Source organism: Streptomyces sp. NPDC003284 (assembly GCF_053589675.1).
Genome location: NZ_JBSFSI010000003.1, coordinates 462,034 through 484,464, shown reverse-complemented (window position 1 = coordinate 484,464; position 22,431 = coordinate 462,034). Strand labels below are relative to the sequence as shown.

Annotated in this window: 18 protein-coding genes; 6 read left to right on the top strand and 12 right to left on the bottom strand. The window is 72.3% G+C overall.

Annotated features, from left to right (window positions below):
- Positions 1–148: 148 nt before the first annotated feature.
- Positions 149–1,957 (bottom strand): polyamine aminopropyltransferase, encoded by a 1,809-nt coding sequence (locus ACWDYF_RS09160; RefSeq protein WP_451584271.1) that lies wholly within the window; start codon positions 1,955–1,957, stop codon positions 149–151.
- Between the two features lie 93 nt (positions 1,958–2,050).
- Complete coding sequence (locus tag ACWDYF_RS09155) at positions 2,051–2,578, bottom strand: DUF2617 family protein (protein ID WP_018569013.1); 528 nt, start codon at positions 2,576–2,578, stop codon at positions 2,051–2,053.
- Positions 2,579–3,405: 827 nt separating this feature from the next.
- Here ACWDYF_RS09155 and ACWDYF_RS09150 point away from each other — a divergent pair.
- On the top strand, positions 3,406–4,596 hold the full coding sequence (locus ACWDYF_RS09150) for a pyridoxal phosphate-dependent aminotransferase (protein WP_389462652.1): 1,191 nt from the start codon (positions 3,406–3,408) through the stop codon (positions 4,594–4,596).
- Between the two features lie 169 nt (positions 4,597–4,765).
- Here the strand turns inward: ACWDYF_RS09150 and ACWDYF_RS09145 are convergent, their stop codons facing one another.
- Positions 4,766–5,302 (bottom strand): YbjN domain-containing protein, encoded by a 537-nt coding sequence (locus tag ACWDYF_RS09145; RefSeq protein WP_064534306.1) that lies wholly within the window; start codon positions 5,300–5,302, stop codon positions 4,766–4,768.
- Between the two features lie 138 nt (positions 5,303–5,440).
- Here ACWDYF_RS09145 and ACWDYF_RS09140 point away from each other — a divergent pair, with 138 nt between their 5' ends.
- Positions 5,441–6,031 carry a hypothetical protein gene (locus tag ACWDYF_RS09140; RefSeq protein WP_389462653.1) on the top strand — a complete coding sequence of 197 codons (591 nt, stop codon included), beginning with the start codon at positions 5,441–5,443 and terminating at the stop codon, positions 6,029–6,031.
- A 30-nt stretch (positions 6,032–6,061) separates the two neighbouring features.
- On the opposite strand, the gene clpB is transcribed toward ACWDYF_RS09140, so the two are convergent.
- The gene (gene clpB / locus ACWDYF_RS09135) at positions 6,062–8,674 is read right to left on the bottom strand and encodes an ATP-dependent chaperone ClpB (RefSeq protein WP_389462654.1); all 2,613 of its coding nucleotides are present in this window, start codon (positions 8,672–8,674) and stop codon (positions 6,062–6,064) included.
- 115 nt (positions 8,675–8,789) lie between these two features.
- Here clpB and ACWDYF_RS09130 point away from each other — a divergent pair, with 115 nt between their 5' ends.
- Entirely contained in the window at positions 8,790–9,209 is a 420-nt protein-coding gene (locus tag ACWDYF_RS09130; protein ID WP_381740966.1) for a pyridoxamine 5'-phosphate oxidase family protein, read from the top strand.
- Positions 9,210–9,367: 158 nt separating this feature from the next.
- On the opposite strand, the gene ACWDYF_RS09125 is transcribed toward ACWDYF_RS09130, so the two are convergent.
- On the bottom strand, positions 9,368–9,703 hold the full coding sequence (locus ACWDYF_RS09125) for a Rieske (2Fe-2S) protein (protein WP_026252727.1): 336 nt from the start codon (positions 9,701–9,703) through the stop codon (positions 9,368–9,370).
- Between the two features lie 357 nt (positions 9,704–10,060).
- Here ACWDYF_RS09125 and ACWDYF_RS09120 point away from each other — a divergent pair, with 357 nt between their 5' ends.
- Complete coding sequence (locus tag ACWDYF_RS09120; RefSeq protein WP_018569024.1) at positions 10,061–11,005, top strand: helix-turn-helix domain-containing protein; 945 nt, start codon at positions 10,061–10,063, stop codon at positions 11,003–11,005.
- Positions 11,006–11,025: 20 nt separating this feature from the next.
- Positions 11,026–12,027, top strand: coding sequence for a helix-turn-helix transcriptional regulator (locus ACWDYF_RS09115; protein WP_389462655.1), 1,002 nt, complete (start codon positions 11,026–11,028; stop codon positions 12,025–12,027).
- Here the strand turns inward: ACWDYF_RS09115 and ACWDYF_RS09110 are convergent.
- Both ACWDYF_RS09110 and ACWDYF_RS09105 read right to left on the bottom strand, forming a co-directional pair.
- Complete coding sequence (locus ACWDYF_RS09110; RefSeq protein ID WP_381740970.1) at positions 11,981–13,033, bottom strand: helix-turn-helix transcriptional regulator; 1,053 nt, start codon at positions 13,031–13,033, stop codon at positions 11,981–11,983. The genes ACWDYF_RS09115 and ACWDYF_RS09110 overlap by 47 nt on opposite strands.
- Positions 13,034–13,296: 263 nt before the next feature.
- Positions 13,297–14,400, bottom strand: a complete 1,104-nt coding sequence (locus tag ACWDYF_RS09105; protein WP_381741047.1) for a sugar ABC transporter substrate-binding protein — start codon at positions 14,398–14,400, stop codon at positions 13,297–13,299.
- A gap of 588 nt (positions 14,401–14,988) precedes the next feature.
- On the opposite strand from ACWDYF_RS09105, the gene ACWDYF_RS09100 reads away from it, so the two are divergent.
- The gene (locus ACWDYF_RS09100; protein ID WP_389462656.1) at positions 14,989–16,296 is read left to right on the top strand and encodes an LPXTG cell wall anchor domain-containing protein; all 1,308 of its coding nucleotides are present in this window, start codon (positions 14,989–14,991) and stop codon (positions 16,294–16,296) included.
- A gap of 97 nt (positions 16,297–16,393) precedes the next feature.
- Here the strand turns inward: ACWDYF_RS09100 and ACWDYF_RS09095 are convergent, their stop codons facing one another.
- The 5 genes from ACWDYF_RS09095 to ACWDYF_RS09075 form a co-directional block, all read right to left on the bottom strand.
- Entirely contained in the window at positions 16,394–16,846 is a 453-nt protein-coding gene (locus tag ACWDYF_RS09095) for a heat shock protein transcriptional repressor HspR (RefSeq protein ID WP_018569029.1), read from the bottom strand.
- Between the two features lie 5 nt (positions 16,847–16,851).
- Positions 16,852–18,033 (bottom strand): molecular chaperone DnaJ, encoded by a 1,182-nt coding sequence (gene dnaJ / locus ACWDYF_RS09090; protein WP_064534301.1) that lies wholly within the window; start codon positions 18,031–18,033, stop codon positions 16,852–16,854.
- A gap of 42 nt (positions 18,034–18,075) precedes the next feature.
- Complete coding sequence (grpE, locus tag ACWDYF_RS09085) at positions 18,076–18,753, bottom strand: nucleotide exchange factor GrpE (protein ID WP_381740974.1); 678 nt, start codon at positions 18,751–18,753, stop codon at positions 18,076–18,078.
- Positions 18,750–20,600 carry a molecular chaperone DnaK gene (gene dnaK, locus ACWDYF_RS09080; protein ID WP_037894325.1) on the bottom strand — a complete coding sequence of 617 codons (1,851 nt, stop codon included), beginning with the start codon at positions 20,598–20,600 and terminating at the stop codon, positions 18,750–18,752. Before dnaK ends, grpE begins: the two co-directional genes overlap by 4 nt.
- A gap of 94 nt (positions 20,601–20,694) precedes the next feature.
- Positions 20,695–22,236, bottom strand: a complete 1,542-nt coding sequence (locus ACWDYF_RS09075) for an MraY family glycosyltransferase (RefSeq protein ID WP_389462658.1) — start codon at positions 22,234–22,236, stop codon at positions 20,695–20,697.
- Positions 22,237–22,431: the final 195 nt, after the last annotated feature.

Sequence of the window (22,431 nt, the reverse complement as noted above, 5' to 3'; positions counted from 1 at the left end):
CCGGGGGGAGAGGGGGACGGCCCGCCACTCCCCCGGCCCACTCCCCTCTCACTCCCTCCGGGTCTCTCCCGGGCCCCACGGCCTCCACAGCCCCCGCGCGCCCTCGCGCTCCCCCGCGCGCCGCCGCCCGTTCCGCAGGAACGTTGCCTCAACCGGCGTACCGCGGGTGGACGAGTGTCGAGGGAGGCAGGTCCGGGACCCGGGCACGGGCCGCGGCGCGGGCGTCGGCGGCCAGAGCGCCGGGGGTGAGGGTGCTCGGGCGCGGCGCCCCGCGGTCCAGGGTGAGGACGGGTGCGGTGCGCGAGGCCAGCAGGAAGCCCCAGTCGCGGGGCGCGCGGGCCGCGCCGGTGGTCCGGTCGGGACCCGCGGCGAAGCCGGAGTCGCGGCCGGTCACCCGGTAGGGCGCGGTCCGCAGCCCGGCGGCGCGCACCGTGGCGTCCACCGTCCAGAAGACGTGCGGACGGGAGGAGAAGGGCCCGGCGTGCACCGCGAGCCGCCCGCCGGGCGCCAGGGTGCGCCGCGCCAGACCGTAGAACTCCTGTGCGTACAGCTTGGTGCTCGCCGTGATGCCCGGATCGGGCAGATCCTCGATCACGACGTCGTACGCCGCCGCCGGTGCCCCGCGCAGCCAGCCGAAGGCGTCGGCCGTGGTCACATGGAGGCGCCGGTCGCGGTAGACATGGCCGTTCAGCCGGGCCAGCGCCGGGTCCGTGCGGGCGAGGCGGACGACGGCCGGGTCCAGTTCCACGAGGTCCACCCGCTCGACGCCCGGGTGGCGCAGCACCTCGCGGGCGGCGAGGCCGTCGCCGCCGCCGAGGATCAGCACGCGCGCGTGCGGACCGCTCATCGCGGGGCGGACCAGCGCCTCGTGGTAGCGGCGCTGGTCCTGGCCGCCCACCCGCAGCCGCCCGTCGAGGAACAGATCGAGCGGGCGGCCCCGGGTGCCGCCGGTGAGGACGATCTCCTGGACGCCGCTCTGTGCCGCCACGCGCACATCGTCGCCGTACACCGCGTGCCGCGCCGCCTGTTCGAAGTCGTCGACCAGGACGGCTGCCGAGGCCAGCAGGCCGAGCACGGTGAGGTTGACGGCGAGCAGCAGCCAGCGGGCGCGGCGGCTCAGGTCGCGCCGGAACAGGCCGAGCACGAGGGCGCCCCCGGCCACGATGTTGACCGCGCCGGTGAGCAGCGCACCGGTCAACTGGCCCAGCAGCGGCAGCAGCAGGAAGGGGAAGGCGAGGCCGCCGACGAGGGCGCCGACGTAGTCGGCGGCGAACAGGTCGGCGACCGCGCCGCCCGCGTCCTGGCGGCGGATCCGCTGGATCAGCTCCATCAGCAGCGGTACCTCGGCGCCGATCAGCAGCCCGATCGCCAGCGAGAAGGCGACCAGCAAGCAGCGCGGGCCGTTCGTCCACAGGCCGCCCCAGGCGCCGGTCCAGGCGAACACGGCGTAGAGCGCCATGGCGCTCAGGCCGCCGACGAGGGCGAGCGTCGCCTCGATCGCGCCGAAGGCGACGGCGGCGTGCCGGCGCAGCCGCTTGGCGGCGAGCGAGCCGATCCCCATGGCGAACACCATGAGGGACAGCACGACGGACGCCTGGGTGACCGAGTCGCCGATCAAGTACGAGGCGAGGGCGACCAGTTCGAGTTCGTACACCAGGCCGCAGGCGGCGCAGACGAAGACGCCCGCGAGGACGAGGAACCGCCCGGTGCCCGGCCGCACGGGCAGCCACACGGGATCGGCGCAGCTCCGGGACGCCTTCGGGCCGGACGCCGTGGCGCCTGGCGGCTTCGGGCGGGGCGGGCCGGAACGGGGCGGATCAGGACGGCGGCCCGGAGCCGCACGGGTCGGAGCCGAGGAGGCCGAGGAGGGCCGAGCCGAAGAGGGCAGAGCCGAGGGAGGCAGGGCCGAGGGGGGCGGGGCCGGACCGGGCGGGGCCGGGGCATGCGGTTCGATCACAACTGTGACGTTACGTCACAGATCTATCACGTATCGTCACCCACACGTGTGGAAACCGGAGTTGCGGCTGCCCCCCGCGTTTGACGGACCCCCTCACCTGACCGGAACCGGCGCCCGGCGGCGGGCGCCGACCCGGGTGCGGGTCGCCACCAACTGGCCGTCCTGCGGATAGGCGTGCCAGGTGCGCCAGTGGACCTGGCCGCCCTGCCGCTGCGCCAGCATCGCGGTGAACGCGTGCGGGCTGCCCGGGAAGACGCCGGCCAGTCCGTGCGGGTGGTCGGAGACGAGGGCCAGCAACTCCTGGGCGCGGCCCGCGAACGAGCCGGGCGTGAGTTCCTCGACGCGCGCCGCGAACTCGTACTCCCAGTCGCCCACGCGCTTGGCCACGCCGAGCGGCAGGGGCGTGCTGGAGCCCGCGATGCACGCGACCGTCTCCGAACACGCGCCCCGCTCCTCCTCCAGGAGGACCTGATGGGAGGCGCCGAGAAGTCTCAACTGGAGTTTCGCCTCGGCCATTTCGAGGTCGAGCACGGCCAGGGCGGGCAGTGGTTCGCGCCCCAGGGCCCAGGCGAGGTCGGCGGCGCTCGTGTCGGTGTAGGAGGTGTTCAGGGTCGTGAGCATGGATCGGCTCCGCTAGCACGCAGAAGAAAGAAGACTTGGGGCCCGGCGCACCCCGGTCGACACGAGGAGGACGGCCCGGCCACCCCGGTTCGGAACCAGTTCGGAATCCGGTCCAGAAACCAGTTCGGAAGAGGTGTGAGCAGGATGTCCTGGGGGCTGCGTCGGCGAGTAGAGCGAACCATGAACGGCGGTGCCGCCACAGCCTTTTTACCCAACTTCGGAGGGTTTCCATCCCTCAGAGGGCCTACCTGCTCAACTGTTCAACCACGGCGTACGCCTCGGCGCGCACGGGGCGCGCGCCGAGGCGCGGTCCTTCTCCCGTTCCGGCGCCGCGCGTCAGCCGCCCCCGCACCCGCCCCCGCAGGACGAACCCCCGCCGCACGAGGAGTGGCCCCCGCAGGAGGAGTGGCCCCCGCAGGAGTGATGGCCGCCCGAGTGACCGCCCGAGTGATGGCCGCCGGAGTGGTGCCCGGAGGACGAGTCCCCGCCGGAGCCGCCGTCCGAGGACGCCCACCACCCCGCTCCCCCGGCGCCGCCCCCGCTCACCCCGCGCCGCACGCGCCGCCCCTTGGACAGCGCGACCTTCCGCCCGCGCCCGCGGCCCCGGCGCACGGCCCCGACCAGGACCGCGCCGAACACCGCCGCGACCAGTACCAGAACCACCGCACCCCCCATGAGCTCCACGCTCCCTTCCGATCCCGCGGGCGGCGCCCGCGGGTCCCCCGAAACGGCCCCCCGTGGGCGTTCCGCTCCCTGCGTGCCCGGGAGATGCCCGGCCGCCGCCCGGCCCAAAGCACACTTGAGGAAGTCCAGAGCTTGGGCGCAGGATGACCGGCATGACCTCCAGCGCACGCCCCCTGCTCAACCGCCGGCTCGCCGAGTTCGGGACGACCGTCTTCGCCGAGATGTCCGCCCTGGCCGCCGCGACCGGCTCCATCAACCTGGGGCAGGGGTTCCCCGACACCGACGGCCCCGAGGAGATCCGCGAGGCCGCCGTGCGGGCGCTGCGCGACGGCCGCGGCAACCAGTACCCGCCCGGCCCCGGCGTCCCGGAGCTGCGTACCGCCGTCGCCGCCCACCAGCAGCGCCGCTACGGCCTCTCCTACGACCCGGACACCGAGGTGCTGGTCACGGCGGGCGCCACCGAGGCCATCGCGGCGGCGCTGCTGGGGCTGCTGGAGCCCGGCGACGAGGTGGTCGCCCTGGAGCCGTACTACGACTCCTACGCGGCCTGCATCGCCATGGCGGGCGGCCGCCGGGTGCCGGTGACGCTGCGCCCGCACGACGGCGCGTTCCGGCTGGACCTCGACGAACTGCGCGCCGCGGTCACCGACCGCACCCGGCTGCTGCTGATCAACACCCCGCACAACCCCACCGGCACGGTCCTCACCCGCGAGGAGCTGACGGCCGTCGCCGAGCTCGCCGTGGAACGCGATCTGCTCGTGATCACCGACGAGGTGTACGAACACCTGGTCTACGACGACGCCGTGCACATCCCCCTCGCCACTCTCCCCGGCATGCGCGAGCGCACGGTCACGATCGGCTCCGCCGGAAAGACGTTCTCCTTCACCGGCTGGAAGGTCGGCTGGATCACCGCGGCACCCGGCCTGGTCACGGCGGTGCGCTCGGCCAAGCAGTTCCTGACGTACGTGGCCTCGGGCCCCTTCCAGTACGCGGTCGCCGAGGCACTGGCGCTGCCCGAGTCATTCTTCACCGGCTTCCGCGCCGAGATGCTGGCCCGCCGGGACGTCCTGACGGCCGGGCTCGCGCAGGCGGGCTTCACGGTGTTCAGGCCCGCGGGCACCTACTTCGTCACCACCGACATCCGTCCGCTCGGCGAGAGCGACGGCTTCGCCTTCTGCCGCGCGCTGCCGGAGCGGGCCGGTGTGGTCGCCATCCCGAACGCGGTCTTCTACGACCACCGCGACGAGGGCGCGCCCTTCGTCCGCTTCGCCTTCTGCAAGCAGGTCCCGGTCCTCCAGGAGGCGGCGGAGCGGCTCGGGAAGCTCGCGGGCTGAAGTCCCTCCCCGGCCCGCGCGGGCCGGGGTTCTCCACAGCCTGTGGACGGGCGGTGCACGCATACGGGCCCGGCCCCCGCCGCGCACGGCGAGAGCCCGGCCCCGGCGCGCCCGTCGAAGACGGTGCGCGCCCCGGCCGGGCTCTCGTTCGCCGAGGGAGAGGCGGCGGTTACGCCTCTCCGTCGCCCTCCTCGGGCTGGGCGGCCTCGCCGGACTCGCCCTCCAGGCCGAGCTGCTCGATGAGCCAGCGGTCGAACTCCAGGGCGGCCCGCACCCAGCTGACCGTCGAGGAGACGAAGTGCTCGATGCTGACGCCCATGCCGATCAGCATCTGCGCCTCGCCGATGAGGCGGACGGTGCCGTCGTCGTGGGTGTGGGTGTAGACCTTGGGCCACAGGGTGCGCCGGTTCCAGTCGTCGATGGACTCCAGGAGCTGCGGCTTCTCGTCGATCTTGTGCGGCCGGTCGTAGAACGTCCGCACCGAGAAGACCTGCTGGTCGTCCTCGCCGCGGAACATGAAGTACGTGCGGAACTGCTCCCACGGCGCGACGAGGTCACCCTCTTCGTCGACGAGGTGCTTCAGTTCCATCTGGTCCAGGAGCTGCTTCACGAGGTCCTGATCCGGGACGACGGGGCCCGCCGGTCCTTGGGGCTGCGGCTCGGGCTGGCCCCCGAAGTTCGGAATCGAGGACGGGTCGATGCTCACCGTGTTTTTCCCTTCGTACGGATCCTGTCATCCTCCCCCATGCGGGGAGGGGGGTGGCAAGCCCCGGCGGGGCCTGTCAGCCGTGGGCTGACATGATCCGGCCCACGAGGTGACACCGTACGGGGAACGGGGGACGACATGGTGCGCGGACCCGGCGCGGCGGCGGGCCGGGGCGGAGCGCGCGGACGCCTGTGGTGGCCGCTCGCGGCGGTCCTCGCGGCGCCGGTGGCGGCGGCCCTGGCCGCCCTGGGCGTGCTCGCCGCGGCAGCGGCGGGCGAGGCGCGGGACGAACCCGGCGGACCGCGGCAGGCGGACTGCGCCGAGGCACTCGCCTTCGGCGGCGCGCGGCTCCCGGCGGGCGCCCACGACGCCCGGTGCACCGTACGGACCTGGCTGGACACCGAGTACGAGGCCGTCTTCCGGATGCCGCGCCGGGACGTGCGGGGCTGGCTGCGCGCCACCTACCCGGACGCGCCGGAGTCCGGGACGGCGTCCTGCGTCCCGGACTCTGCGGGTTCTCCGGGCTCTGCGGGTCCTTCGCGCTCTGCGGGCTCCGCGGACCCCGCCGGCCTCTGCCTCGACCTGGGTCTCACCGAGGGCGACGGGAACCGCGCCGGGCGGGTCCCCGGCAGCGCCGACCCCGGTTTCGGCGCCGCCGCCGTCCAGGTGGCGGTGGTGTACGAGGGCCCGGACCAGGCCCTCGTCACCTTCACCGCGTTCACCGTCTGAGCGGCAGACCAGGGATCCGCGCGCCGGTGCCTACAGCGTCTTGCCCGTCGCCGTCCTGCCCGTCGCCGGTCCCACCAGCAGCCCCTCGCCGAACCGGTCCACCCGGACCGTGTCGCCGTCCTTGATCTCGCCGGACAGGATCTCCCGGGCCAGCCGGTCGCCGATGGCGGTCTGCACCAGGCGGCGCAGCGGCCGGGCGCCGTAGGCCGGGTCCATGCCCTCGTCGGCGAGCCAGGTCAGCGCCTCGGGCGTGACGTCCAGCGTCAGGCGCCGCTCGGCCAGGCGCTTGGCCAGCCGGTCGATGGCCAGCTTCGCGATCCGGCTCAGCTCCTCCTTGGTCAGCGCGGAGAAGACCACGAGGTCGTCCAGGCGGTTGAGGAACTCCGGCTTGAAGGAGGCCCGGACCACCTCAAGGACCTGCTCCTTCTTCTCCGCCTCGCTGGTGACCGGGTCGACCAGGAACTGGCTGCCCAGGTTGGAGGTCAGTACCAGGATGACGTTGCGGAAGTCGACCGTGCGGCCCTGGCCGTCGGTGAGCCGCCCGTCGTCGAGCACCTGGAGCAGGATGTCGAAGACCTCCGGGTGCGCCTTCTCCACCTCGTCCAGCAGGACCACGCTGTACGGGCGGCGCCGGACCGCCTCGGTGAGCTGGCCGCCCTCCTCGTACCCCACGTAGCCGGGCGGGGCGCCGACCAGCCGGGCCACGCTGTGCTTCTCGCTGTACTCCGACATGTCGATGCGGACCATGGCCCGCTCGTCGTCGAAGAGGAAGTCCGCCAGCGCCTTGGCCAGCTCGGTCTTGCCGACACCGGTGGGGCCGAGGAAGAGGAACGAGCCGGTGGGCCGGTCCGGGTCCGCGATGCCCGCGCGGCTGCGCCGCACCGCGTCGGAGACGGCGCGCACGGCCTCGCCCTGCCCGATCAGCCGCCTGCCGATCTCGTCCTCCATGCGCAGCAGCTTCTGCGTCTCGCCCTCCAGCAGGCGGCCGGCCGGGATCCCGGTCCAGGAGGCGACCACGTCGGCGATGTCGTCGGGGCCGACCTCCTCCTTGACCATGGTGTCCTTGGCGGCCTCCTCCTCGGCGCGCGAGGCGGCCTCCAGTTCCTTCTCCAGCTCCGGGATCTCGGCGTACAGCAGCTTGGAGGCGGTGTCGAAGTCGCCGTCGCGCTGGGCGCGCTCGGCCTGCCCGCGCAGGTCGTCCAGCTTCTCCTTCAGCTCGCCGACCCGGTTGAGGGACTGCTTCTCCTTCTCCCAGCGGGCGGTCAGGCCGCGCAGCTCCTCCTCCTTGTCGGCGAGGTCGCGGCGCAGCTTCTCCAGCCGCTCGCGGGAGGCCGCGTCGGTCTCCTTGTCGAGCGCCAGCTCCTCCATGCGCAGCCGGTCGACGGCGCGCTGGAGCTCGTCGATCTCGACCGGCGAGGAGTCGATCTCCATACGGAGCCGGGAGGCGGCCTCGTCGACCAGGTCGATGGCCTTGTCGGGCAGGAAGCGGGAGGTGATGTACCGGTCGGACAGGGTCGCGGCGGCCACCAGCGCGGAGTCGTTGATCTGCACCTTGTGGTGGGCCTCGTAGCGGCCCTTGAGCCCGCGCAGGATGGCGATGGAGTCCTCGACGCTGGGCTCGGCGACCAGCACCTGCTGGAAGCGGCGCTCCAGCGCCGGGTCCTTCTCGATCCGCTCGCGGTACTCGTCGAGCGTGGTCGCGCCGACCATGCGCAGCTCGCCGCGGGCCAGCATCGGCTTGAGCATGTTGCCCGCGTCCATCGCGGAGTCGCCACCGGCACCCGCGCCGACGACGGTGTGCAGCTCGTCGATGAAGGTGATGATCTGGCCGTCGGAGTCCTTGATCTCGGCCAGGACGGTCTTCAGCCGCTCCTCGAACTCGCCGCGGTACTTCGCGCCCGCGACCATCGCCCCGAGGTCCAGGGAGACCAGCCGCTTGTTCTTCAGGGACTCGGGCACGTCACCCTTGACGATCCGCTGGGCGAGCCCCTCCACGACGGCGGTCTTGCCGACGCCGGGCTCCCCGATGAGGACCGGGTTGTTCTTCGTACGCCGTGACAGCACCTGGACGACCCGGCGGATCTCCTGGTCCCGGCCGATGACCGGGTCCAGCTTGCCCTCGCGGGCCGCCGCCGTGAAGTCGGTGCCGAACTTCTCCAGGGCCTTGTACTGGCCCTCGGGGTCGGGTGTGGTCACCCGGCGCCCTCCCCTCGCCTTCTGGAACGCCTCTTGCAGTTTCTTCGCACTCGCACCCTGCCCGGTGAGCACCTCGCCGGCCGCGCCGCCCTTCGCGGCGATGCCGAGCAGCAGGTGCTCGGTGGACAGGTAGTCGTCGCCCAGGTCCCGCGCCCGGTTCTGCGCGTCCGCGATCACGGCCAGCAGCTCGCGGTTCGGCTGCGGCGGCGCGACGGTGGACCCGGTCACACTGGGCAGCGACGCGAGCACCCGCTCGGCGCCCGCGCGGACCGACGCCTGGTCGGCGTCGACGGCCGACAACAGGTCGATGATGTTCTCGTTCTCCTGGCCCTCCAGCAGCGCGAGCAGCAGGTGGGCAGGGGTCAGATCCGGGTTCCCCCCGGTCACGGCCCGGTTCCCGGCCGCCTGAATGGCGTCCCGGCTCCTGTTGGTCAGCTCGGCGTCCACGGTCGCTTCTCTCCTCCTCGGCGTCAGCGGTCTGCCACGTCTCCCAGTACTGACTCAATCAACGTGCACAAAGTTGAGTCTATTCCACTCAAGGCCGGGCGCCTACATTTTTGCCATGGCCACCACGAAGTACACCCTCGACCCGGGGGTTCCCGACGCGCCGTACCTCAGCTTCTGGCGCGAGCGGCATGTGTGCACCCTGACCACCCTGCGCCCGGACGGGACCCCGCACGTCGTGCCGGTCGGCGTGACGTACGACCCCGAGGCGCGGCTGGCACGGGTGATCACCAGCAGCACCAGCACCAAGGCGCGCAATGTGCTGGCGGCCGGCGAGGAGGGGGCGGTGGCGGCGGTGTGCCAGGTGGACGGCAGGCGATGGGCCACGCTGGAGGGGCGGGCCCGCGTCCGGACGGAGCCGGAGCGGGTCGCGGAGGCGGAGCGCCGCTACACGGAGCGCTACCTGCGGGCGCCGCGGCCGAATCCGCAGCGCGTGGTGATCGAGATCGAACTGACCCGGGCGCTGGGCCGCGGCTGAGCCCGCAGACCCGGAGCGGCTGTTTCCGGCCAGAGCATCAAGGCGGCGATATCCGGAGGAATCGTCCTGAAACTGCAGCGGCGTCACCGTGTTCAGGTCACGGTGACGCCGCTGCGGGGGGAAGCGCCTGAGCGATCTGTTACGACGGGGGAATCGCGTCAGGCACTGCGGGGGGTGGCTGAGATGGTCCTGATGTCGGCGGGCTCCGGCGCCACCTGCCGGTGATCCCGCTGGTCCAGGTTCACGAAGATCATTCCGTAGCGGATGGCACACCGTACGGGCTGCGGCGCCCCCCGAGGACGCCGCAGGCACCGGTAGGCCCGTACGTCCCCGTCCTCGTCCCGCGTGACGACGACCGGCTCTCCGAAGACGGTCACCATCAGCGAGTCACCGCTGTGGGGGATGGCGGTGACCAGGTCGATGAAGTGCCAGCCGGAGCGGTAGGCGGTGGCCATTTCACGGCGGAAGGAACGGTCGTCGGGTGGTGTGGTCACATCAACTCCCGGCTCCATCTGCAGCAGCGGCGCGCTCACCGGTGGTGGCGGAGTTCACCGCCACCGACGGCCAGGTGCTGTTCGCCTGAACATCACTCTTCGCACTGTGGATGCCACTCAGCGCGCCGAGGGCCACAACGGCGGAGAAGGCGGCGACAAGCACCGAGCGAAGCAGTCTGTTACCCATAATCGGCTTCGTCCTCACTTGAAGGTCCCCTTTTCCCCCGTCACGTACGACGATGGCTCATTCGGGCACGTCATGGCCACACAATCGGTGCATCATGTTCCTGCATGTTCAGGACCCTGGGGGGTGGAGATTTGACAACGAATCACATAAATCCGACACATCCCCATGCGATGAACGAGCTGTGCGGGGACGGCAGCCGCCTCTACGCGGCCGCTCTGCGCGCGGGACGTATCACCCGAACGGACGCGGAACCGGCTCCCTGTCTGATGGAGTTCGCCCTGCTCCATCCCGATCCGGACGACCCCGACTGGCTGCGTCCGGTACCCCCGGCGCTCGCCCTCGCCCAGCGGCTCAACCCCATCGAACGCGAGATCACCGAACGCCGCCGCGCGGCGAGCGACCTCGCAGACGCCTTTGAGCCGTTCATGGCGCTGAGCGCGCAGACCACCTCCGGCGGTGACTCGATCACGGTGCTGGAGGGCGGCGAGCGGATCAACACGGCGCTCAACCTGGCCACCGCCCAGTGCCGCACCGAGATGCTCACCGTCCAGCCCAGCGACCGCGTCTCGGAGCGCAGCGTGCTGCGCGGTCTGGAACGCGACCGCCCGCTGATCGAGCGCGGCGTCCGCATCCGCACCCTGTACCAGCACACCGCACGTTACAGCCAGGAGAAGCTGGCCTACGCCGCCCAGCTCGCCGACGGCAAGGTCGAGTACCGCTCGATCGACGAACTGGTGGAGCGGCTGATCGTCTGCGACGAGTCGGTCGCGTTCATCCCCACCCGCGACGACCAGCAGGTCGCCCTGGAACTGCGCCACCCCGGCCTGGTCCGCTATCTGATCAAGGTCTTCGAGTTCATGTGGAGCCGCGCCGTCCCGCTCAGCGCCGGCACCCCCTACGAGACCGCCCCCGACGGCATCACCGAGATCCAGCACTCCATCGCCAAGCTCCTCGTCGAGGGCCATGTCGACGAGGCCATCGCCCGCAGGCTCGGCATGAACGTGCGCACCTGCCGGGCCCACATCGCCAAACTGGCCACCGCCCTGGGCAGCGGCAGCCGGGCCCAGCTCGGCTATCTGATCGCGCAGTCCGGGATCCTGGAGCAGGGACACTGAAAGAGACGGGAGGAAACCCAGTGAGCCCGGCACCGCACCCGGAGCACGGCGCCGCCGAGCTGTGCTCCGCGGGCACGACGCTGTACGAACGCGCCCTGCGGGACGGGCGGCTGCCCGCCGAGGCCGCGGACGAGGCCCCCTGCCTGGTCGACTTCGGCCTGCTGCACCCCGCGGTCGACGACCCCGGCCGGCTGGAGCCGGTCGCCCCGGCCACCGCGCTGCACCGGCTGCTGCGCGCCACCGCCGAACGCATCGCCGACGAACGCCGCCGGGAGGAGCGCCTCGCCGAGAGCTTCGCGCCCCTGATGCGCATCGACGACCGCCCCGCGCGCCCCGCCGACAGCGCCTCCATACGGCTGCTCAGCGGCACCGAGCGGATCAACCGGGCCATCACCGAGACGATGGCCGCCGCCTCCCGCGAGAGCCTGTGCGTCCAGCCGCCGGTGCGCCGCGTCAGCCACGAGCGCGCCGAGGCGGCCGAGGCCATCGCCATGGTCCGCGACCAGGAACTGCTCGACCGCGGCGGCCGCATCCGCACCCTCTACCAGCACACCCACCGCCACCTCCCGCTCGCCCACGCCCGCTACGAGCAGCTGAACGGCGACGTCGAGGCCCGCTCCCTGGACGAGGTCACCGACCGGCTCGTCGTCATCGACCGCACCGTCGCCTACGTCCCCGCCAACCCGGACGGCACCCTCGCCCTGGAGGTCCGCCACCCCGCGCTGGTCTCGTACTTCGTCACCACGTTCGAGCGGTTCTGGCGGCTGGCCACCCCGATGTACCCCACAGCCGTCCAGCAGCCCTCCCCGGGCGGCATCACCGCCCGCCAGCGGGCCATCGCGGGCCTGCTCGTCGAGGGCCACACCGACTCGGTGATCGCCGACCGGCTCGGCATGAACGTCCGCACCGCGCGCGTCCACATAGCCAAGCTCGCCGCCACCCTGGGCAGCGAGAGCCGGGCGCAGCTCGGCTATCTCATCGGGCGGTCGGGGATCCTGGACCCCGAGCCCCGGGAACCCTGACCACGGCCGCCCCCACCGCGCGGGGCGGCCCGTCCAGGCCCGCCTGGGCGATGCGCACGCCCAACTGCGTACGGCTGGCCGCGCCCAGCGTCTCCGACAGCCGGGCGATGTGCGCCCGGCAGGTGCGCACGCTGATGCCCAGGCGCTCGGCGATGACCGCGTCCTGGTGCCCGTCGGCCAGCAGCGCCGCGATCGACTGCTCCCGGTGCGAGATGCCCTCGATCCCGGTGTCGGGCAGCGCGGCGGAGAGCGGGATCGCCAGCCGCCACTGCCGCTCGAAGACCGTCACCAGGTACTCCACCAGTGCCGGGTGGCGCAGCTCCAGGGCCATGGTGTGATCGGCGTTGGCCGGGATGAAGGCCACCGTGCGGTCGAACAGGATCAGCCGGTCGATCACCTCGTCCAGGGTGCGCGCCTCGACCGCCTCGCCCATCAGCTCCATGTAGTTGAGCAGGCCCTGCCCGTGCCGGGCCACATGCGTGTACAGGTCGCGCATGCGCACCCCGCGGGCGCGCAGCGCCAGCGCCCGCGGCAGCCCCTCCGACAGCTCGTGCTCCCGGCGGATCCCGCCCGGCTGCACGGTCAGCACCTCGGTGGTGCACACCTGGGTGGCCTCGTCCATCGCCGCCTGGATCCGCGCCAGTCCGTCCAGGACCCGGATCGCGGCGCCCTCGGCGCCCGCGGCGGGGACCCGCACCGGGCCGCCGAGGCCCGCGTACCGCTCGAAGGCCGCGACCGCCGAACCGACCCGCCGGTGGCTCTCGCTGACCTCGTCGTACATCCCGCGCAGCAGCCGGGTCATGACCTCCTGCGGCGCGGTCGGCACCAGGAAGTCCATGTCGTCCGGGTCCGGGTGCAGCAGGGCCAGTTCAAGCAGGCAGGGCACCGGGTCGGCGTCGCCGCGCGGCACCCGGCCGCGCCGTACGGCCCGGGAATACACCCGATCCCCGGCCTCGCACAGTCGGTCGGCGCCGTGAGGATGCTGCTGCGCCCCGTGCCCGGCCATGGCTCATCACACCCCCGGTTTCCGCGTGGTTCCGCAGCGCAACTATGCGCGGCCCGGACCGCCTGTGCAACACGGGTCCGCTCCGGCCGGGCGGCGGAAAACACCGTTCCCACCCGGTATGTACGGGCCTCCGGGGCACCCCTTGCAACAAGCTGGGGGCAGGTACGGCACCCCGGTACGACCCGTACGGGGGACCCCGCTCCGACGCGGGCGCCGTCCGGTCGCTTCCGGCGCGTCATTTCCGGCGCGTCACTTCCGGTCCGTCACTTCAGCCCGGCCGCCGTGCAGTCCGCCCGGTAGTCGGCCGTGCAGATGTCGGAGACCTTGTAGACGCCGTCGGCGATGACCGTCTCCTTGATGTTGGTCCTGGTCAGCGCGACCACGGAGACGAGCTGCGAGGGAATGCCCTTGGTGGTCGGGCTGTCGACCCGGTCCCGGGTCAGCGAGTCGAACTGGATGTCCTTGCCCTGCACCTTGGCGAGGGCCATCTCGGCGGCGTTCTCGGCCTCCGTCGGATAGGACTTGTACACGGTCATGTACTGTTCGTCGCTCACGATCCGCTGGACCGCGGGGAGTTCGGCGTCCTGGCCGACGACCGGGGGCAGCTTCGTCACGCCCGCGGCCTTGAGCGCCTCGATGGCGCCGCCCGCCATGCCGTCGTTGGCGGCGTACACGGCGTCGATCCCGTGCTTGCCGAGCGCCTCGATCGCCTCGGCCGTCTCCGAGCGGGCGATCTCCGCCTTCCAGTCCTTGGTGTCGTAGGACCTGGCGATCGTCACCTTGCCGTTCAGCTGGGCCAGGGCGCCCGCCTTGAACTGCTTGGCGTTCGGGTCGGTGGGCGAGCCGTTGATCATGACGACCTTGGCGGAACTGGTGGCGTCCGAGCCCAGCGCCTGGAGCAGCGCCCGGCCCTGCACCTCGCCGACCAGTTCGTTGTCGAAGGAGATGTACGCGTCGATGGGGCCCTCGGCGAGCCGGTCGTAGGCGATGACCGGGATACCGGCGGCCTTGGCCTTCTTCACCTGCCCGGCGATGCCGTGCGAGTCGACGGCGTCCAGCACGATGACGTCGGCCTTGTCGTCGATCATCTGCTGCATCTGGCTCGCCTGCTTGCTCGCGCTCGCCCCGGCGTTGGCGTAGGTGACCCGGCCCTTGCCGTGGGTCAGTTCGGCGACCTTCTTCTTGAGGGCGGGCGCGTCGAACCGGTCGTAGCGCGTGTTCGCGGTCTCCGGCAGCAGCAGACCCACCGTCACGTCGTCGCCCTTGGCCGGGCTCGCCTTGCTGGTGCCCGTCCCTCCGAACGCCCCGCAGGCGGTCAGCGGCAACGTCAGCGTGGCGGCGGCCACGGCCAGGGCGGTACGGCGCATCGAGGTACTCACTTCTGGTGCCTTCCGGACGAGGGCGCAGCATTGCGTCCCAGGTGCCAGAAAAGCCAACGCGGCGGCCCCCACCGGCGTCAAGCGGAACCGGCTAACGAGATGACAACACCACGTTCCGCTTTCTGTACGGAAACTTTGCGGTAACGGCCGCAATCCGCACCGAACTTGCCTTTTACGGGCACTTGGTCCGGACCATTCGGCAAAGCGAAGGGCCCGGACCGATCCGGCCCCTTCGCGGTACGGGACGAGACCCCCGGCAGGAGGCGTGCACGGCCGCCTCCTCCGGACCCGGTGCCGCGGAACCGGCGCTTCCCCCGTCGTAGCGAAGTGGTGACGAAGCACGGATCGATCACGAACGAACGGTGAGTGAAGATGAATGCACCGCGAACCGCCGGGGGGAATGCAGGACCGGCCGGAAAAGCGGTCTCTCTCATCACTCGTTCTCACCGCTCGTTCGGCGCTCTCGGCTCACGCTGTCCAGGGCGCCCTGCGTTCTTCTGTTCCACGCAGCCTCATCGGGCTCACGGCCGCCGTTCGTGCCGTGCGCCCTGTCGACTCCCGGGGGGGAAGTCCACCATGTCCGCTCGTTCCATCACCGCCCGCCGCCTCCGCACCCTGGCGGCCACCACCGTCGTCGCCGCCGTGGCCGGCGCCGTGTTCGTCCCGGCCACCGCCGGCGCCGCCGAGCAGGCGGGCACCGCACCGCTGAAGATGACCCTCGGCGCGCCCAGCCCGGCCGGTCCGCTGGAGCGCGGCGGCGCCACCGAGTCGATGACCCTCACGGTCACCAACTCCTCCGACCACGCTGAGGACTTCGCGGCCTGGCTGAAGGGCAGCGCCAAGGGCCCGAGCCCGCTGCTCGCCGACTCCGTCGTCCTCGGTGTCACCGCGCTGGACGCCCCGGCCACCAAGTCCATGGTCGGTCAGCAGGACGGTCAGTGGCAGGGCCTGTTCTACCCGGCGTCCGGCGACGCGTCGTCCTCCTTCTCGGTCCCGGCCAAGGCCACCTTCACCTGGAAGGTCACCGTCGGTCTGGGCGCCCACTACCCCACCAACGACGGCGACTTCACACTGACCGCCGCCGGGCTGCGCAACAACGTCGCGACCGACCCCGCCGCCGGCACGGCCGTCTTCAGGACCAGGCCCGAGATCGAGCCGGGCAAGCTGAACACCTCGTTGACGTGGGACGGCGTCGTCGCCCGGCCCGGACAGCGCGCGGGGCTCGTGCTGACCACGACGGCCACGGGGCCGGGCGAGTTCCCGGCACAGGTGAACCGCACGGTCTACGTCGACGGCTCCACTCCGTCGGGCACCCTGCGCAACCGCCTGATCCTGGAGGCGGAGGTCGGCGGCAAGATCGTCACGATGAACCAGACCGACGGGGGTGTCTGGGAGCTTCCCCCGCTGCCGAAGGGCTTCGGCGCCGCATCGGGCCCCCAGAACCTCAAGCTGTACTTCTCGCTGAGCCTCAACACCTCCATCGACAAGGAGATCTCGTTCCCGCTGAGGGCCGCCTACTCCATGGGTGACTCCTACGAGTTCAACGGCGCCGCGGTCCGGATGAAGGCAGGCCCCGGGAACCGCGGGACGAGCACCCCCGCCCCCTCCGGCACCTCGACCAAGGCTCCCTCTGGCTCCGGCTCCGCCGAGCCCACCGCGTCCGCCTCCGCCTCCGCCTCCACCACGGCACCGACCGCTGCCACCGGTGGCAGCACGGGCGGTGGCACCGGCACCACCCTCACGACCGCCGTCGGCGGCGGCTCGCTGGCCCACACCGGCGCGTCCTCCACCGGCCTCTACTCCGCCCTGGCCGGTGTCCTCGTCGCCCTCGGCGGCGCCGCCGCCTGGATCGGCGCCCGCCGTCGCCGCGCGGCCCGCGTCTGACCCGTACGACCGCCCGCGGCAACGCGGAAAGGGGGGCCCGGATCACTCCGGGCCCCCCCTTTCCGCGGCCTACGGGAGACGGCGCGCGCCGCGGGCGTCAGTCCGGGGACTGCTGCCGCTTGGGCCGCCAGACGACCAGCGCGCTGGTCTGCTGCACCTCCTGGTACGGGACGAGGTCCCGCCGGTAGGAGGCGTGCACGGCGGCCTCGCGCTGGCGCATGGTGGCCGCCGCTCCCTCCAGGGCCGACTGCAACTCCACGACCCGGGACTGCAACGCGGCGACCTGGTTCTCCAGTTCGATGATGCGCTTGATGCCGGCCAGGTTGATGCCCTCGTCCTGCGACAACTGCTGCACCTGGCGGAGCAGTTCGATGTCACGGGCGGAGTACCGGCGGCCCCGGCCTGCGGTGCGGTCCGGGGACACCAGGCCCAGCCGGTCGTACTGACGGAGGGTCTGCGGGTGCAGTCCGGACAGCTGCGCCGCCACGGAGATGACGTACACCGGTGTGTCTTCCGTCAGTTCGTACGGGTTGCGACGGCGGCCGTCCATCTCCCTCATGCTCCCTTCGCGGCCTCGAACAGCTCGGCCCGCGGGTCCTGGCCCGCGGTCGCCTCGCGATACGCCTCCAGCGCGTCACGAGCCTTCCCCGACACGTCCTTGGGAACACTCACCTCGACGGTGACCAGCAGGTCCCCGCGTGTGCCGTCCTTGCGGACCGCGCCCTTGCCGCGGGCGCGCATCGTCCGGCCGTTGGGCGTGCCCTCGGGCAGCTTCAGCGTCACCGGCGGGCCGCCCAGCGTGGGCACCCGCACCTCGCCGCCGAGCGCGGCCTCGTCGAACGTGACCGGCACGGTGACGGTGAGGTTGTCGCCCTTGCGCCCGAAGACCGCGTGCTCCCCGACGTGCACCACCACGTACAGGTCGCCCGCCGGACCGCCGCGCTCGCCCGGCGCGCCCTTGCCGCGCAGCCGGATGCGCTGGCCGTCGCTGACCCCGGCCGGGATCCGCACCTGCATCGTCCGGGACGACTTGGCGCGCCCGGAGCCGGAGCAGACCTCGCACGGGTTCTCCGCGATCAGCCCCCGGCCCTTGCAGTCCGGGCACGGGTCGGTCAGCGAGAAGCCGCCGCCGGAGCCGCGCGCCACCTGCCCGGTGCCGACACAGGTCGGGCACACCCGCGGCGTGCCGTTCTTGTCGCCGGTGCCCGAACAGGCCTTGCACGGCTGCTGCGAGGACATCCGCAGCGGGACCGTGGCCCCCTCGATGGCCTCCGTGAAGCTCAGCGTGACCTCGGACTCGATGTCCTGGCCGCGCCGCGGCTGGGTGCGCGGACCGGTGCCCGCGCCGCCCCGGTTGAACAGGCCCCCGAAGACGTCACCGATGCCGCCGCCGAAACCGCCCGACGTCCCGCCGGCCTGGCCGCCGCCTCCGAAGAGGTCGCCCAGGTCGAAGTTGAAGGAGCCGCCGCCCGCCCCGGGACCGGGACGGAACCCGCCGCCGCCGAACAGCGCGCGGGCCTCGTCGTACTCCTTGCGCTTCTTGGGGTCGCCGAGGATGTCGTTCGCCTCGGAGATCTCCTTGAAGCGCTCCTCGGCCTTGGCGTTGCCCTTGTTGGCGTCCGGGTGGTACTCGCGGGCGAGCTTCCGGTACGCCTTCTTGATCTCGGCCTCGGTGGCGTCCTTGGGGACGCCGAGGACCTTGTAGAAGTCCTTCTCGATGAAGTCCTTGGTACTCAACCCCGACGTCCCTCCTCTCCTGCGTCGATGCCTGCCGCAGCGTCAGCCCTCGTCCGGGCCACCGCTGTCCTTCTCGTCGGCCTTGCCGTCGGACGCGTCCGTGCCGGACTCGTCCGCCGCCTTGACCGTCTGCGCGCCCGGCTGGGGCTCGGCCACCGCCACCCGCGCGGGGCGGATGGTGCGCTCGCCGAACCGGTACCCGGGCTGGAGGATCGCCACGCAGGTCGTCTCGGTGACGTCCGGCGCGTAGCTGTGCATCAGGGCCTCGTGGATCGTCGGGTCGAAGGGCTCGCCCTCCTTGCCGAACTGCTGGAGTCCCATCTTGGCCGCCACGGTCTCCAGCGACTCGGCGACGGACTTGAACCCGCCCACCAGCTCGCCGTGCTCGCGCGCCCGCCCGATGTCGTCGAGCACGGGCAGCAGTTCGGACAGGAGGTTCGCCACGGCGACCTCCTTGACCGCGACCCGGTCGCGCTCGACCCTGCGGCGGTAGTTCTGGTACTCGGCCTGGAGCCGCTGGAGATCCGCGGTGCGCTCGCCGAGCGCCGTACGGACCTGGTCCAGCTGGGCCGTCAGACCGGCCGTCTGAGCGGCGTCCCCGGCCGGGGCCGCCCCCTCCTCCTTGGCGGAGGGGGCGGCCTTCGGCTCGGCGTCGTCGGAGGTGGCGCCGGAGGGGACGTCGGGCTGCTGCTCGTCGAAGCCCGGGGTCTCCTCCGTCACGCGGCACCGTCCTTGCGCTCGTCGTCGACGATCTCGGCGTCGACCACGTCGTCGTCGGCCTTCGCCTGGGAGGCGCCACCGGCCTCACCGGCACCGCCGGCGGCCTGCGCGCCCTGGGCGTCGGCGTACATCGCCTGGCCGAGCTTCTGGGAGACGGCGGCGACCTTCTCCGTGGCGGTGCGGATCTCGGCGCTGTCCTCGCCCTTGAGCTTCTCCTTCAGCTCGGCGACGGACTCCTCGACCTCGGTCTTGATCTCGCCCGGGACCTTGTCCTCGTTGTCCTTGAGGAACTTCTCCGTCTGGTAGACGAGCTGCTCGCCCTGGTTGCGCGTCTCAGCGGCCTCGCGGCGGGCGTGGTCCTCCTCCGCGTACTTCTCGGCCTCCTGGCGCATCCGGTCGACCTCGTCCTTCGGCAGCGAGGAGCCGCCGGTGACGGTCATCTTCTGCTCCTTGCCCGTGCCCAGGTCCTTCGCGGTCACGTGCATGATGCCGTTGGCGTCGATGTCGAAGGCGACCTCGATCTGCGGGACGCCGCGCGGCGCCGGGGGCAGACCGGTCAGCTCGAACATGCCGAGCTTCTTGTTGTAGGCCGCGATCTCGCGCTCGCCCTGGTAGACCTGGATCTGCACCGACGGCTGGTTGTCCTCGGCCGTGGTGAAGATCTCCGAGCGCTTGGTCGGGATCGTGGTGTTGCGCTCGATCAGCTTGGTCATGATGCCGCCCTTGGTCTCGATGCCGAGGGACAGCGGGGTGACGTCGAGCAGCAGGACGTCCTTGACCTCGCCCTTGAGGACACCGGCCTGGAGGGCGGCGCCGATGGCGACGACCTCGTCCGGGTTCACGCCCTTGTTCGCCTCGTTGCCGCCGGTCAGCTCCTTGACCAGCTCGGCGACGGCGGGCATACGGGTGGAGCCGCCGACCAGGACGACGTGGTCGATCTCGTTGATCGAGATGCCGGCGTCCTTGATGACGTTGTGGAACGGCGTCTTGCAGCGCTCCAGCAGGTCGGCGGTCAGCTGCTGGAACTGGGCGCGGGTGAGCTTCTCGTCCAGGTGCAGCGGGCCCTCGGCGGAGGCCGTGATGTAGGGCAGGTTGATCGAGGTCTCGGTGGACGAGGACAGCTCGATCTTGGCCTTCTCGGCGGCCTCGCGCAGGCGCTGGAGGGCCATCTTGTCCTTGGACAGGTCCACGCCGTGGCCGGACTGGAACTGCTTGACCAGGTAGTCGACGACGCGCTGGTCCCAGTCGTCACCACCGAGGTGGTTGTCGCCGTTGGTGGCCTTCACCTCGACGACGCCGTCGCCGATCTCCAGCAGGGACACGTCGAAGGTGCCGCCGCCGAGGTCGAAGACGAGGATCGTCTGGTCGTCCTTGTCGAGGCCGTACGCCAGGGCGGCGGCGGTCGGCTCGTTGACGATGCGCAGGACGTTGAGGCCCGCGATCTCACCGGCCTCCTTGGTGGCCTGGCGCTCGGCGTCGTTGAAGTACGCCGGGACGGTGATGACCGCGTCGGTCACCTTCTCGCCCAGGTACGCCTCGGCGTCCCGCTTCAGCTTCTGCAGCACGAAGGCGCTGATCTGCTGCGGGTTGAAGTCCTTGCCGTCCAGGTTGATCTTCCAGTCGGTGCCCATGTGGCGCTTGACCGACCGGATGGTCCTGTCGACGTTGGTGACGGCCTGGCGCTTGGCCACCTCGCCGACGAGCACCTCGCCGTTCTTCGCGAAGGCGACGACGGACGGCGTGGTCCTGGCGCCCTCTGCGTTGGTGATGACGGTGGGCTCGCCGCCCTCCAGAACGCTGACGACGGAGTTAGTCGTGCCCAGGTCGATGCCGACCGCACGTGCCATGGTGAGTTCCTCCAGCTGACTTGAGTGCAACGGACTCAAGTGTGCACGACGACGGCGCCGGGGTCAACAGACCTGAGTCCAGCAGACTCAAGTCTTATCCATCCCTTACACGCAATGCCTCTCTGACCTGCGGAGACGCCGTCTGCTGGGGCGGAGGAACCGGATATCCGAAGGCCGGACGGGACCCGCTCCTGGGCGCGTAGCGCCCTCCGGGCGGGGTGGCGCGCGGGGCCGAGGGCGCCCGCGGCGCACGGACCACGGCCGCCGCCGTACGGGCACCGCGCGGACCGGGCGCGGCCGTGCGGGTGCCCCGGGCGCCGGACGCCGAAGCCCCGCCGCCGCCCCGGCTCGCCCGCCCGGAGCCGCCGGAGGCGCCGGTGCCCCCGGAGGCGCGCAGGCCGCGCACGCCCCCGCGCACACCGCCACCCAGCGCCCGCAGGAACCCCAGCGCGGCACCCGCTCCCGCGCCCGCCTTCCCCGCGCGCCCGCGCGCACCCGCGTCCGGGGCCGCCGGTGCCCCCGTCCTGGCACGCGCACCGGTGGCCGTCCCGGCGCGGGTACCCGCCCCGGCCGCGTACGCACCGGTCGCGTACGCACCCGTCCTGTACGTGCCGGTGTGCGTGCCGGTGTGCGTGCCGGTGACGCCGGTGTGCGGCCCGGTGCCCCGGCGCGGCCCGTACACCCGTACGCGCAGCAGCCCGAGGACGACCGGCAGCAGGGCGCCCGCCGTCCACAGGGCGCTCGTCGGGGTGAGCCAGCCCGCGTGCACCAGGACGCCTACCAGCACCGTCGCGAAGGTGAGGGTGCCGAGCGCGACCGTGGCGCCCGGCGGGGTGAGCCCGAGCCTGCGCAGCCGGTGGGCGAGGTGGTCGGGGCCGCGGCGCGCCACCGCGCGCCCGGCCAGCCGCCGGGAGAGCACGACGAGCACCGCGTCGGCGGTCACCGTGGCGGTGAGCGCGAACAGCACGGCGGCGGTGGACCCGGCCTCGTACCCCGTACGGACGAGCACCGCGGAGGCGGCCAGCACGAAGCCGGTGAACAGCGAGCCGCAGGCGCCGAACGCGATCCGCGCGGGGTGCCAGTTGTGCATGAGGAAGCCGGTGAGGGCGGCGGCGAGCACGCTCAGCAGCACCGCCAGGTCGTCCATCACCTCGGCCGCCGCGCACGCGCCCGCCCCGAAGGCCATCAGCACCCCCACGGTGCCGGCCAGCCCGTCGGCGTGGTCCAGCCCGCGGAAGGCGACGGCCACACAGGCGATCCAGGCCACCGCGGCGATCCCGCCCGGCACCCCGGTCTCGTCGTACGGCACCACGCACGCCGCCGCCAGGGCCGCCCCCACCAGCAGCAGTACGGTCTTCAGCCGCCACACGTCGGCGACCAGGCCGAGCACGGCGACCCCGGCGCCCGCCGCCAGCAGCCGCCCCACGCCGTCGCTCAGCGGCGCGGCGCCCGTCCAGCCGCCCGCCGCCGCGACCAGGCAGGTGCTGCCCACCACGGCCACCCCGCCGAGCAGCGGCACCGGCCGGAGCCTGCGGCGGTCGACCAGCCCGAGCCGCAGCGCGGGCACCCGCAGCAGGGCGGAGAGCACGGCGGCGAGGAACAGGGCGGCGGTGGCAGTGGCGATCCCGTAGAGCACGGTTCTTAAATTAGGTGCATATCGGGTGTTTGGGTGTGAATAACACGATCAGATGCGAACCTGACCGAATCAAAACCCCCGGGAACCCCCCGAGAACCCGCCGGGAGCCCGCCGGGAGCCCCTCGGAAATCCCCCGGAACCCCCCTCGGCGTACGCCCCGCGCGCACCTCGCACACCCCCCGCTCGGTACCCTCC

Coding starts and splice junctions, on each gene's coding strand:
- ACWDYF_RS09155 (WP_018569013.1), bottom strand. CDS start 2,578: ATGCTCACGACCCTGAACACCTCCTACACCGACACGAGCGCCGCCGAC.
- ACWDYF_RS09150 (WP_389462652.1), top strand. CDS start 3,406: ATGACCGGCATGACCTCCAGCGCACGCCCCCTGCTCAACCGCCGGCTC.
- ACWDYF_RS09140 (WP_389462653.1), top strand. CDS start 5,441: ATGGTGCGCGGACCCGGCGCGGCGGCGGGCCGGGGCGGAGCGCGCGGA.
- ACWDYF_RS09130 (WP_381740966.1), top strand. CDS start 8,790: ATGGCCACCACGAAGTACACCCTCGACCCGGGGGTTCCCGACGCGCCG.
- ACWDYF_RS09120 (WP_018569024.1), top strand. CDS start 10,061: ATGAACGAGCTGTGCGGGGACGGCAGCCGCCTCTACGCGGCCGCTCTG.
- ACWDYF_RS09110 (WP_381740970.1), bottom strand. CDS start 13,033: ATGGCCGGGCACGGGGCGCAGCAGCATCCTCACGGCGCCGACCGACTG.
- ACWDYF_RS09105 (WP_381741047.1), bottom strand. CDS start 14,400: ATGCGCCGTACCGCCCTGGCCGTGGCCGCCGCCACGCTGACGTTGCCG.
- ACWDYF_RS09100 (WP_389462656.1), top strand. CDS start 14,989: ATGTCCGCTCGTTCCATCACCGCCCGCCGCCTCCGCACCCTGGCGGCC.
- ACWDYF_RS09095 (WP_018569029.1), bottom strand. CDS start 16,846: ATGGACGGCCGCCGTCGCAACCCGTACGAACTGACGGAAGACACACCG.
- dnaK (WP_037894325.1), bottom strand. CDS start 20,600: ATGGCACGTGCGGTCGGCATCGACCTGGGCACGACTAACTCCGTCGTC.